At 41.6% G+C, this 13,149-nt stretch carries 11 protein-coding genes; 4 read left to right on the forward strand and 7 right to left on the reverse strand.

Features of this window, described 5'->3' with window-relative positions:
• Positions 1-150: 150 nt before the first annotated feature.
• From garD to kdgD, 5 genes are all read right to left on the reverse strand, one after another.
• A complete protein-coding gene (gene garD, locus NYE63_RS22225; protein WP_342602735.1) occupies positions 151-1,686 on the reverse strand; it encodes a galactarate dehydratase in 1,536 nt (511 codons plus the stop codon).
• A gap of 136 nt (positions 1,687-1,822) precedes the next feature.
• Positions 1,823-3,142 carry an MFS transporter gene (locus NYE63_RS22230; RefSeq protein WP_342602736.1) on the reverse strand — a complete coding sequence of 440 codons (1,320 nt, stop codon included), beginning with the start codon at positions 3,140-3,142 and terminating at the stop codon, positions 1,823-1,825.
• A 239-nt stretch (positions 3,143-3,381) separates the two neighbouring features.
• Positions 3,382-4,731, reverse strand: coding sequence for a glucarate dehydratase family protein (locus NYE63_RS22235; protein WP_342602737.1), 1,350 nt, complete (start codon positions 4,729-4,731; stop codon positions 3,382-3,384).
• An 88-nt stretch (positions 4,732-4,819) separates the two neighbouring features.
• Positions 4,820-6,283 (reverse strand): alpha-ketoglutaric semialdehyde dehydrogenase GucD, encoded by a 1,464-nt coding sequence (gucD, locus tag NYE63_RS22240; RefSeq protein ID WP_342602738.1) that lies wholly within the window; start codon positions 6,281-6,283, stop codon positions 4,820-4,822.
• A gap of 17 nt (positions 6,284-6,300) precedes the next feature.
• Positions 6,301-7,233, reverse strand: a complete 933-nt coding sequence (gene kdgD / locus NYE63_RS22245) for a 5-dehydro-4-deoxyglucarate dehydratase (protein WP_342602739.1) — start codon at positions 7,231-7,233, stop codon at positions 6,301-6,303.
• A gap of 320 nt (positions 7,234-7,553) precedes the next feature.
• On the opposite strand from kdgD, the gene NYE63_RS22250 reads away from it, so the two are divergent.
• The 3 genes from NYE63_RS22250 to NYE63_RS22260 all read left to right on the forward strand — a co-directional run bounded on the left by NYE63_RS22250 (position 7,554) and on the right by NYE63_RS22260 (position 11,167).
• A complete protein-coding gene (locus NYE63_RS22250) occupies positions 7,554-8,915 on the forward strand; it encodes an MFS transporter (RefSeq protein WP_342602740.1) in 1,362 nt (453 codons plus the stop codon).
• A gap of 31 nt (positions 8,916-8,946) precedes the next feature.
• Positions 8,947-10,305: a glucarate dehydratase gene (gene gudD, locus NYE63_RS22255; protein ID WP_342602741.1), complete on the forward strand. Its 1,359-nt coding sequence runs from the start codon at positions 8,947-8,949 to the stop codon at positions 10,303-10,305.
• A 160-nt stretch (positions 10,306-10,465) separates the two neighbouring features.
• A complete protein-coding gene (locus NYE63_RS22260; RefSeq protein WP_063232459.1) occupies positions 10,466-11,167 on the forward strand; it encodes a FadR/GntR family transcriptional regulator in 702 nt (233 codons plus the stop codon).
• A gap of 75 nt (positions 11,168-11,242) precedes the next feature.
• Here the strand turns inward: NYE63_RS22260 and NYE63_RS22265 are convergent, their stop codons facing one another.
• Positions 11,243-11,446, reverse strand: a complete 204-nt coding sequence (locus NYE63_RS22265; protein ID WP_342602742.1) for a hypothetical protein — start codon at positions 11,444-11,446, stop codon at positions 11,243-11,245.
• A gap of 107 nt (positions 11,447-11,553) precedes the next feature.
• A complete protein-coding gene (locus tag NYE63_RS22270) occupies positions 11,554-12,312 on the reverse strand; it encodes an SDR family oxidoreductase (RefSeq protein ID WP_342602743.1) in 759 nt (252 codons plus the stop codon).
• 190 nt (positions 12,313-12,502) lie between these two features.
• Between NYE63_RS22270 and NYE63_RS22275 the strand changes: the two genes are divergently transcribed.
• The gene (locus NYE63_RS22275) at positions 12,503-13,126 is read left to right on the forward strand and encodes a TetR/AcrR family transcriptional regulator (protein ID WP_342602744.1); all 624 of its coding nucleotides are present in this window, start codon (positions 12,503-12,505) and stop codon (positions 13,124-13,126) included.
• The last annotated feature ends 23 nt before the right edge of the window (positions 13,127-13,149 follow it).

The following is a 13,149-nucleotide window of genomic DNA, read 5'->3' on the forward strand; positions in this document are numbered from 1 at the left end:
CCTCCTGATATGTACTTAGTATCACCCTTTTTTCTTCATGATGAAAACCAATCGTTCATTAATAACTTCTGCTAATAGTCCGGCGCTCCTCTTTTCTTGAGGAAAAAAAAAGGACCCCTATTAAAAGGAAGTCCGTCCAGTAAATCATTATTAGGTAATTGGCGCAGGATTGAACAGTGCCAAGTCATTATGTAGGCCCCAATGCTCTGCCCAGGTTTTCTTTTTACCGCTGGCCACTTCCAAAATAAGGTGAAATATTTCCCACCCAACTTCCTCTATGGTTGCTTCACCAGTAGCGATAGTTCCGGCATTTATATCAATCAGATCTTTCCATTGCTCTGTCAATGTATTTCGTGTAGATACTTTGATGACGGAGGCCATTGCGAGATTATAAGGTGTACCTCTTCCAGTTGTAAAAACTTGAAGGTGCATACCGGAAGCGAGCTGTAACGTTCCGCAAACAAAGTCACTAGCTGGTGTAGCTGCAAAAATCAGCCCTTTTTCCGTAGCTTTTTCCCCTGGAGCCAGTACGCCTGAAATGGGACTGCCTCCGGATTTTGCAATGGAGCCTAATGATTTTTCCACTACATTGGCCAATCCGCCTTTTTTGTTTCCTGGCGACGGATTGGCACTTCGATCAGCATCACCTAAAGCAAGGTAGTTATCATACCAATCCATTTCCTTTATTAAAGCTCTCCCTACTTCTTCATTCACCGCTCGAGGCGTCAATAGATGAATCGCATCCCGTACTTCTGTGACTTCAGAAAATAGAACGGTTGCCCCTGCTCTAACTAACAGATCTGTAGCATATCCTACTGCAGGGTTAGCTGTCACACCAGAAAATGCATCACTTCCTCCGCACTGTGTACCGATGACTAATTCGGAAACCGGAAATGTCTCCCGCTGTCTGCGGTTCAACTTGATTAAACGTTCCTCGGCCATTTCCATAATCGATTGGACCATTCCCGCAAATCCCTGCTGATCCTGAAGTGAAATGACATCTGACTCGTTCCCGCTCGGATTTATTCTCATTGGAGACAGTTTTTCACACCCCAAACCGACTACCAAGGCTTCCCCGCCGAAATTTGGGTGTTTCGCAAGGTTCTGTATCGTGCGAATGGGAATAATTGCTTCCGGTGCATTGATTGCGACTCCGCACCCATAGTTGTGATTTATAGCGACAACATCATCAACATTGGGATACTTCGGGAGAAGCTCTTTTTTTATCCGGTTCACGACGAAATCGAGCACGCCCACTACACATTGAACGCTTGTTGTAATCCCTAATATATTCTTGGTTCCAACACTGCCATCTTCATTGCGGAATCCTTGAAATGTATACCCTTCAAGTGGGGGCAAAGTTTCGGGTATATCATTTGCCACCGGTAATTCCTTTAAATCTGGAGATGCCGGCAGCATCACCAATGACTCGTCAATCCAACTGCCCTTACCGATTGATTTAGCTGCATAACCGATCACTTCCCCATAGCGTATGATGGCTTCATTCTCGACTATATCCATTAAAGCTACTTTGTGACCTTGTGGTACTCTTTCTTTCAATTCAAGCCCACAAGGGAAAACCGTTCCTTGATCCAAGCCCCCCGTATTAACAACGATGGCGACATTGTCCATCCCATTTACCTTAATATAAAGCGGTACCTCTGTCAGCTGCGTTTTCGTATCCACTTTACCAACCCTTTCAATATAATAAAGCTAGCATTCTTGTTTGTTATGGATATAAATGTGCTTTTTAAATGGCTTCAATTATTCCTTATGCTATCAGGGATCTTCATTTTTCAAAAGTTTGTTTTAGTTTCTTCTGTTAATTTTTATCTATTAATATGATTCTTTCAGGTTTATTTACTATGAAAATGTAAGATAGAGCTCCTACGAACAATACACTAGCAACAAAGATCAGGGCACCACTAAAGGAATTTGTTTTGGCTAAAATAAATCCAATGACAAGTGGTGTTACAATACCTGCAATATTCCCAATGGTATTAAAAATACCGCCAGTTAAACCAATAAGTTCTTTTGGTGCCATATCACCGACAAGAGACCATGTAAGACCTGCCAAACCTTTTGCGAAAAAGGCAATGGACATGATTAGGATAAGAAGAAAAATATTTGAAGTAAAGTTAGCTAATACGATTGTGCTTGATAGAAGAAACCCAGTGATGATCGGTGTTTTACGTGCAACAGCGAGCGATTTTCCTTTTTTCAATAATCTGTCGGAAATGATCCCGCCAACGATACCTCCAAAAAATGCTCCTATATATGGTACGGATGCTGCAAAACCTGTTTGAATCAGAGATAAACCCTTCTCCGTTACGAGATATGTAGGGAACCACGTTAAGAAAAACCAAACAATTGTATTCAAAGCATACTGACCAATATAAATTCCGACCATTTGTCTGTTTGTCAACAAAAGACGGATATCAGACCATTTCACTTTTCTTTTTTCTTCTTTATTTGCTAACCCTCCACCTGAATTAATATAATCGATTTCTGCTTGATTTACACGTGGATGGTTGTATGGTTCACGTACAAATGCAAACCATAAAATGGCTACAAAGATACCTAATCCTCCTGCAACAAAGAAAACATCGTGCCAGCCAAACTCTTGTAATATCCATGCCATGACTGGCGTGAAAAGTGCTAATCCAAAATATTGTGCAGAGTTATAAATCGATACTGCCCGTCCACGTTCATGTTGCGGAAACCACATCGTTGTCAATCTGCTGTTTCCTGGAAAAGATGGAGCTTCAGTAATACCAACCAAGAATCTTAAAATGAATAGTCCAAGTAAGGTGCTAATAAATCCTTGAAAAAAGGTAAATGTGGACCATAATAATAAAGCAACACCATAAACTTTACGTGCTCCAAATCTATCTAGTAACCAACCTCCTGGAATGTTAAATGCGGTATAAGCCCAGTTAAACGCTGAAAAAGCAACTCCCAATTTCACTGCATCGAAAGCAAGGTCTTCTTTCATTACTGGAGCAGCTATACCCAACGCAGAACGGTCAATATAATTAATAACGGTCACGATAAATAACATTGCAAGTATGGTAAAACGCACATTGGTTTTTTTAGGATGTTCATTCTCAATGCTGATGCGTTGAGCACCGCTACCGTTCATTAAGCTTCCTCCTTTTTAAAAACATGTGTCTCCTTTAACTTTTCAGAAGAATACGGTTTCAGTTTAACATCTTTCATTTTTTCTCATTGAGTTGTGAGTTTAATTAAGTAAGGGCTTACAATCAATGTTTTTTTAGCAACTACCATGAGTAGAATATTAATATTTTCATCTTTATTAGATTGAGATATTAATTAATTCTTTTACTCATGGTAATTACCCATTCATTTAATTCTAAAAGTTTATCTAACCATACATGGTTTTTTAGAGTTATATTTCCACTCTTTAATTAGATATTGCATAGAAGTTGAATCATCTCTGTCATGATAAGGCAGACTACGATATAATTCATTTGCTTTCATCACTTTATCCATATTTATTTCTACACCTAAACCTGGTTTATCAGGCAGTTTAATGACTCCATCCATAATTTGTAATGGATTATCACATAATTCTTGGCCATCTTGCCAAATATAGTGTGTATCAATTGGTGAAATATTTCCTGGCGCAGCAGCAGCTACTTGTGTAAATGCTGCTAATGTAATATCAAAGTGGTTATTGGAATGCGACCCCCATGTCAGGCCCCAATCGTTTAATACATGTGCCATACGGATACTACCATTCAATGTCCAGAAATGAGGATCAGCTAACACAATATCGACTGCTCTAAGTGCTGCTGCATGATGGAATTGACGCCAATTTGTAGCAATCATATTTGTAGCAACAGGTAGACCAGTTGCAATCTTAAATTCAGCCATTATTTCACGGCTAGAGAATCCCGCTTCAGGACCACAAGGATCTTCAATATAAGCAAGTATATCTCCTTTATCTTTGCAAAGCTTAATGGCTTCTTCTAATGACCATGCTCCATTTGGATCAAGATTAATTCTTGAATCAGGGAATGCTTCATGTAAAGCTTGAATCGCTTCCATTTCTTCTTCTCCACGAAGTACTCCACCTTTTAATTTGAAGCTCTTAAATCCATAACGATCTTCAGCTGCTTTTGCTTGAGCAACAATTCCTTCAGCTGTTAATGTTTCAATTCGTCTAACACGATCCCAATCATCCTTAAATTGTGTTTCACGTAAATAATGAAGATCGCATTTTTCCGTATCTGCGATATAGAATAAATATCCTAAGAAAGGAACTTCTGTACGTTGAATACCTCCATCGCCAAGTAATGCTGCAATTGGTTTATTGACAAATTTACCAAGCAAGTCCATCATGGCGCATTCAACAGCTGCTTCTGCTTGAACAACAAATTTTAAATTGGCTAAATTTAATCCTTGTAACCCTTCACCAGAGTCACCTTTTATACTCAAACCACCTTTACGTATGGCAGTAATACATCCTCTATAATTGGCAATCTCTTGTCCTACTACAAATGGACGATAACTTTCTAGCATTTTAGTAATATCATCGCCGCCATGAATCTCACCGATACCTTTATTCCCCGTTTCATCTTCTAAAATAACAATATTACGAGTGAAATAAGGAGCATGACAGCCACTTAGTGTAAGTAGCGCACTATCATAGCCTGCTACTGGAATAACCTTCATATCTGTAATAATTGGCGATCCGTGCGATTTCATTATTTAACTTCCTTCCAGATTTATTAACTTCATAAGTTTTTTAATCATTAATTCGAAAGCGTTATCTATTGATCGCATTCACGTTATATTATTTTACAAACACCGTTTTAATGGATGTAAAAAACTCTTTTGCTGCTTCTCCTTGTTCCCTGGAGTGGGAGCTGGAGTTTTTCATGCCGCCAAATGGCGCCTGTAATTCAACGCCTGCGCTCTCGGCGTTAACCCTAATCAATCCCGCTTCCATATCGTTAACAAATGAAAGCAAATGTTGGATATTGGCGGTGAAAATCGAAGCACTAAGGCCGTATTCCACGCTGTTCGCAAGTTGCAGGGCTTCTTCAACTGAATCAGCTTTCAATAAAGCGATCACCGGACCAAAAATTTCTTCCTGTACAATTGTCATATCTGACGTGCAGTTATCAAAGATCGTAGGCTCTACATAAAAACCATTTGCCTGAGGGCCTTCTTCAGCACGCTTTCCGCCAATTAGAAGTGTAGCGCCTTCCTCCACTCCTTTTTCGATATAGGAAAGAACCGTATTTAATTGATTTTCACTAGCACATGGTCCCATCCATGTCCCGCTGTCCAATCCATCCCCGATGGAAATGCCTTTCGTTTCTTTCACCAGCAACTGCTTGAACTCTTCATAAACTTCAGCTGCAACGATGACACGGCTTGTCGCGGTACATTTTTGTCCCGTTGAGCGAAACGCACCTGTAATGACTGCTTCTACAGCCAGATTAAGATCCGCATCCGCTGCAACGATTACCGGGTTTTTCCCGCCCATTTCAAGCTGGTATTTCGCTCCGCGTGCTAACGCCGCTTGTCCAATCCTTTTTCCAACGCCGTTTGAGCCGGTAAAGGTAATGCCGTTTATATCTTCGTGATCAGCGATGCCCTGACCTATGACACTGCCCGGCCCTGTGACCATATTGATTACACCCGCCGGTAAACCAGCTTCTTCAAAGCATTCCATGATCTTCGCACAGGTAATAGCCGTCTCGGTGGCTGGCTTGACCACAATCGTATTCCCATATACGAGAGCAGGAGCCATCTTCCAGATTGGGATAGCGATTGGGAAATTCCAAGGTGTTATAACGCCGACTACACCAAGCGGGACGCGCGTCGTGAACATAAGCGCTGAACTGTCGGTGGATGGAATGACATCCCCCACTTTACGCATTCCTTCTCCTGCATAGTATTTCAGGATCGCAATACCGCGTGCCGTTTCCCCTTTTGTTTCAGCAAATGTCTTTCCCATTTCCCGTGTTGCACATTCTGCGATTTCATCAATCCGCTTTTCAAGAATATGCGCTACTTTATATAGATACTCCCCGCGCTCTGAACCAGCTAGTTTGCGCCATTTTTCTTTTGCCTTTTTCGCAGCTTCCACAGCCAGGTTCAAGTCATCCTTGGTAGATTTCTGTACATATCCGACAATTGCCTGTTTATCTGCCGGGTTTAAACTTTTTTCAACTTCATTTGAAATAGAAGAAACCCATTCACCGTTAATATAGTTAAGATACGTTTTTGTTTGAACTGTAGTTATCATATATAATCCCACCCTAATTAGATTGATTGAATTGATTTTTCTTTTGGAAAACGATCTAAGGCATGCTCTAATATCGTTTGCATTTCTGCATAATGTTCTTTTTCAACCGGAAGTATTGGTAATCTGACTGTTTGCCCAACCGGCATTCCCATAATCTCCATACCTGCTTTAATGAGAGAGACGGCATATCCTTTTCGCTGACGGCGAATGTTGTTGATTGGCATAATGACCTGTTGGTAAATTTCATTGACCGTTTCTTGATCTCCACTCAAAATGCCATTATAGAATTTTCGTGAGATGTGCGGGATGTAATTTGATATCGCAGACGAGTAAGAGTCAAAGCCAAGTGGAACGTAGGCCGACATGGTCACTTCCGCAAGCGGCATTCCGTTCAGCCAGCCGAAACGTTTTCCGAAGGTTTGTGTTAGGAGTCCATTCAACTCCATATTTCCTAGACCGTCTTTGACGCCGACCACCTGCGGGACCTCTGCGAGCGCTTCCAAAGTTGAAATTGAAAGTGACACATTATCACGCTGATATACTATGGAATTTAAATCAGTACTCTCTGCGATGGCTTTGAAATAAGCCGCCAGACCTGCCTGTTCTCCGGTAACGAGATATGGAGGTAATATTAAATAACCATCTGCCCCTCTATCCGCTGAAATTCTGGCAAGTTCCAGGGAAGTTTGAATATTCCCACCTACCCCTGTGTATACAGGGACTTTTCCAGCCGTAACGGATACGGCTACCTCTATCATCGCTTCATATTCCTCTTTACTTAATGATGGATATTCTGCGGCTGCACATGCCACGAAAATGGCCTCGAGTCCCTCATCTATTAAAAATTGGATATTTTGGGCGAGTGCTTGTTCATCAAGCTTATTACTCGTTGTGAATGGTGCCACGGGAAATCCGAGAATCCCTTTTGGTGCCTTGCGAATTTTATTCATTTTCTATTCCCCCTTGTGTATTATTGTTTTATTGTAAGACAAATACACCGAATGGTCAATTGTATTTTTTTTATTTTCTGAAAAATCAAGCATCACTTGATCCCTCAATAATTTAGCTTCTAATATATACAAAAAAACATGATAATTAAGGAGCTAAAATGAAAAATGATTTATAAAAAAAAGCCGTTGACAAACAATTTCATTTGTCTTACCATTGGACAAAACTAAATATTATGAATTTTCACGAAGGGGGAAGCGGCTACCATTGTAAGCGGTATCAAATGAAAAATATAATTAAATACGTTTAAGGAAGTGAGTATATGAACGCTGAAGAAAAGGTTTTTCAAGCAACTCCTAAACTGCCAAATGCCCAGAAAAAAACACGCACAAGATGGTTCATTGTCTTCATGCTCTTTATGGTTACCGCCCTGAATTATGCGGATCGTGCGACACTATCAATTGCGGGGACGGATATGTCTGGTCAGCTTGGTCTCGATTCAGTCATGATGGGTTATGTTTTCTCCGCCTTCGCTTGGTCTTACGTAGCTGGACAAATTCCAGGTGGATGGCTTTTAGACCGTTTTGGCTCAAAAAGAGTTTACTTTTGGAGTATCACGTTATGGTCTACCTTTACGCTTTTACAAGGATTTCTCGGTCTTTTCGGTTCTGCCGGTACAGCTGTCATGGTATTGTTCGGACTGCGTTTTTTAGTTGGATTGGCAGAAGCCCCTTCCTTCCCGGCCAACAGCCGAATCGTTGCTACCTGGTTCCCCAGCCATGAACGCGGAACTGCGGCTGCCACTTTCAATTCAGCCCAGTATTTTGCAACCGTTCTCTTTGCACCGATCATGGGTTATATTACGTATAAATTGGGTTGGGAATACGTCTTCTTCTTTATGGGCGCTTTGGGAATCATCGTTGCTTTCATCTGGATGAAAACGATTTATGGACCAAAGGAACATCCGCGTATCAACAAAGCTGAGCTTGAATATATCGAAGCAGGCGGCGCTTTGATTAATATGGATCAAACCACTACAAATAAGAAAGAAAAGAAAGGCGTCAACTGGAATCACATTAAGCAGCTATTATCAAACCGTATGCTGCTGGGCGTTTATCTCGGACAATATTGCATTACAACGTTAACTTACTTTTTCCTGACATGGTTTCCTGTTTACCTTGTACAAGAAAGAGGCATGACGATTCTTGAGGTTGGATTAGTCGCTTCCCTTCCAGCCATTTGTGGATTTTTTGGCGGCATTCTCGGAGGGACATTCTCGGACTTCCTTTTACGGAAGGGATTCTCATTGACTGTTGCCCGAAAAGTGCCAATTGTTGTCGGAATGCTTCTATCGATGAGCTTGGTAGCTGCAAACTATATAGATACGGAATGGATTGTTATTTTCGTTATGGCCCTTGCGTTTTTCGGTAAAGGATTTGGGGCACTCGGCTGGGCGGTAGTGGCCGATACCTCACCAAAAGAAATGTCCGGTGTCAGTGGCGGGCTTTTCAACACATTCGGTAACATTGCCGGCATTACAACACCGATTATCATCGGATACATCATTGCCACGACAGGGTCATTCAATGGGGCGCTAGTCTTCGTATGTGCTAATGCTCTTGTCGCGGTTTGCAGCTATTTATTCCTTGTTGGTGAAATTAAACGTGTAGAGTTAAAATCATAGTCAACTAAATATTCTAGTAGGGGGAAAAATTATGAACAATCAATTGCTTAAGGATAATGTAAAAATCGGCACACCGGTAATATCAGAAATGAGCGTTATTCCAGTTGCGGGCCATGACGGCATGCTTCTGAACTTGAGCGGTGCCCATGCTCCTTATTTCACCCGGAACATTGTCATTCTAAAAGACAATGCGGGTAATACGGGGGTAGGTGAAGTTCCTGGAGGCGAAAAAATTCGCCAGACACTCGAAGATGCCAAACAATTGGTTGTCGGCCAGTCCATTGGGACATACAACAACATTCTAAATACCATCCGTAAGCAGTTTGCGGACCGGGATGCAGGAGGGCGCGGCCTTCAAACATTCGATCTCCGTATTGCCATACATGCCGTAACAGCATTGGAAGCAGCACTTCTAGATTTAGTTGGTCAATATTTAGGTGTTCCAGTCGCAGCCCTTCTCGGCGAAGGACAACAGCGAGATAAGGTGGAAATGCTGGGCTACTTATTTTATGTAGGTGACCGCAATAAAACAGATCTTGGTTATATAAGCGAACCTGAAGCGGAAGATGACTGGATTCGCCTCCGTCATGAGGAAGCGCTCACACCCGAATCGATTGTCCGCTTGGCAGAAGCCGCCCACTCTCGCTATGGATTCAATGATTTTAAATTGAAAGGTGGGGTTTTGCGCGGGGAAGAAGAAATCGAAGCGGTGACGGCACTTGCGGAACGCTTCCCTGAAGCTAGGATCACCCTTGACCCAAATGGCGGCTGGCTCCTTGAGGATGCGATTAAACTTTGCCGGGATCAACATCATGTTTTAGCCTATGCGGAAGATCCATGCGGAGCGGAAAATGGTTTTTCCGCCCGGGAAATTATGACGGAATTCAGGCGCGCAACTGGCCTTCCTACCGCTACGAATATGATTGCAACGGACTGGAGGCAAATGGGGCACTCCATTCAACTTCAATCCGTGGACATTCCTCTTGCCGATCCGCATTTTTGGACGATGCAAGGCTCCGTCCGTGTTGCTCAAATGTGCAACGAATGGGGATTGACATGGGGATCACACTCCAATAATCACTTTGACATTTCACTTGCCATGTTTACACACGTTGCAGCAGCAGCACCAGGAAAAATCACTGCAATCGATACCCACTGGATTTGGCAGGATGGGCAGCGTTTGACAAAAGAACCTTTTAAAATTGTCGGCGGAATGGTCGATGTCCCTTCCAAACCCGGACTTGGAATTGAATTGGATATGGAACAAATCGAGAAGGCACATCAGCTTTATAAACGAAAAGGACTTGGTGCCCGTGATGATTCAATGGCTATGCAATACTTGATTTCCGGATGGAATTTCAATCCAAAATCACCTTGCCTTGTCAGATGATTTTTTCCAACAATGCGTGCGCCTCTCTCTTTAGAGCGGCGCATTTTACTTTTTTTGGACATTGACCTTCTCATCCTCACATGCAAATAAATGTATTATATTATATAATTAGTCTTACAGTATGAATACATATAGGATTTCACAGAAAAGGGGTTACACAATGGAAGAATCGTCAAAGAAATTAGGCGTACAATCGGTACATCGCAACACTCTTTCACAACAAGTCGTGGATCAAATTGTCCATCTGCTCGTCAGTGGACAAATGAAAGCGGGCGACAAACTGCCCCCTGAAATGGAACTTATGAAAGAACTTGAAGTAAGCCGACCTGTTTTACGGGAGGCGCTAAGTGCACTTGATACACTAGGGGTCATTACACGGAAAACGCGTGAAGGAACCTTTTTTAACGATAAAATCGGTACCCATCCATTCTCTGTCATGCTGGCGCTGGCCACTGATAATTTACCAGCAATCATCGAAGCACGAATGGCGTTGGAGTTGGGATTAGTAACGATGGCTGCCGAGAAGATCACAGACGAACAACTGGAGAAACTGCAAGTTACGATTGACACGATTGCCAATAGTGAAGACAACGATTATGGAGAGGCCGATAAAGAATTCCACAAGATCATTGCTTTAAGTGCCAACAATCCGATTATTGAAGGCATGATCGATTCCTTATTGATTACCCATAATAAAATAAATAGCCTGATTCAATTCAGAGAACGGGAACTGACTGTAAAGTATCATAAAGCCATCTATGCGGCACTTGCAGCACATGATCCACATGAAGCATTTAGCCAGATGTACAAGCACCTTGATTACGTCCGTCAGAAAGTCCTTCAATATTCTCACGCAAATTAATATATCGTTTGAGAGGTATCACAGCAAACTAATGGATCACTCAATGATCCAATTTCATAGGGAAAGTGGATTTTTTCAGGGAACCAATTTTGCTTCCAAGATTTCAGAGTTCAACTCATCTTTTAAAAATTGATAGCATAATTCTTTTCGAGAAAAACTGGATAGTAGTTGAACTATCCAGCCCCACTTATCCAATTCGATTGAAATGACATTGTCAGGACTCCCGAATGAAGTCGACACCCTCCTCTTGCAAATGGTCTGGCTAACCAAAATCCCCATCCAATGAACCTGCCAAGGATCCACTCAAAAAAATGCATCCCTGCTAACTAGCAGGAATGCATGTATATGTCACCAAGTTTTTGACCATCATCTTTTTAATCTACAGTTTAATATGCACTCCAACCTGCATCTGCCATAATGACAGTACCATTAACAAAACTGGAATCGTCTGAAGCAAGGAACAATGCCACTTTAGCGATTTCTTCAGGTTTGCCGTTGCGTGGATTGATAGCCATACCCAATTGTTGGCGAGAGATGCCAAACTCATTGATATTCGTCATGCTGGAACCAATATTGGTTTCAACTCCACCTGGTGCTATTGCATTACAGCGAATCCCATTATTGGCATACATGAAGCCCGTGTTTTTAGTTAAACCAACCACTGCGTGTTTTGAGGCAGTGTAAGCTGCGCCTGCTCGAGCACCATATAAACCGCCAGCAGAAGCAATATTGATGATGACTCCTTTTTGTTTTTCTAAAAAGATGGGCAATACCTTTCTAGTCGAACGCATGACGCTTGTCGTGTTAATTGCAAATATCCGATCCCATCTAGAATCCTCAACGTCTCCAGCAGGTTCCATACCATCCATGATACCCGCGTTATTCACCAAAATATCCACCGTACCATACGTACTGACTGTGGTATCGATCAAATGTTGAATATCTTCCTCCAACGCTACGTTCGTTTTAATGGCAAAGGCCATTCCGCCATTCGCTTTTATTTCTTCTACCGTCTCGTTCGCGCCATCAAGATTTAAATCCGATACGACGACTTTAGCCCCTTCTCTAGCATAATCTATAGCAATTTGTTTCCCCATGCCTGATGCTGCACCTGTAACTACTGCAACTTTGTCTTGTAATTTCATTTGAACTCCCCCATTCATTCTAGTGAAGTGATACTTATTGTACAGATGTTCATTAACTAACTTCCTTTATAGTATAATTAGTTTCAGTAGGCTTATACAATCAGCAAATGATGACCTCGATGTTGAACAATGAACACGAAGGGATAATTATGTTTATTAAAAGTACAATAACGAACAAAGGGTGAAGAAAATGTCCAATAATAACACTGGGATTGATAGAAGGATCAGGAAATCGAAAATGGCTTTGAAAGAATCCCTCATATCATTAATGCAAAATAAGGATTTCAGGGAGATATCGATTACTGACATTGTAGAACTCGCCGACCTTAATCGGGGTACATTTTATAAACACTATCAGTACAAAGAGGAACTACTCGAAGAAGTCATGGAGGATGTGATTGCCGATTTGATCATATCTTACCGGGAACCTTATAAAAACGTTGAAACTTTCACCATCAATGAACTAACGGCTTCAGTAATCAAAATATTTGAACATGTAGCTAACTATGCAAACATTTATACCCTCATCCTAAAGTCGAATGCATGGCCTACATTACTAGAAAGGATTTGTAATGAATTAAAGAAACTTCCATTAGAGGACCTAGAAGATTACCGGCCGAACCCGAAGATCAATACAGAACTTGCCTCCAGTTACCAAGCATATGCGATATTAGGCATGATCATCGAATGGGTCAACACAGGCTTTAAATACAGCGCAGACTATATGGCTGAACAGTTACTGGAAATCATTAATAATAAATCGGTAAATGCCGTCTATAAAATAAACCATACATTTAAAGATGCCCAGCAGTAATAAGAGGGCTGCTTTGGCAACCC

The organism is Peribacillus sp. FSL E2-0159, from assembly GCF_038643155.1.
Lineage (GTDB): Bacteria > Bacillota > Bacilli > Bacillales > DSM-1321 > Peribacillus > Peribacillus simplex.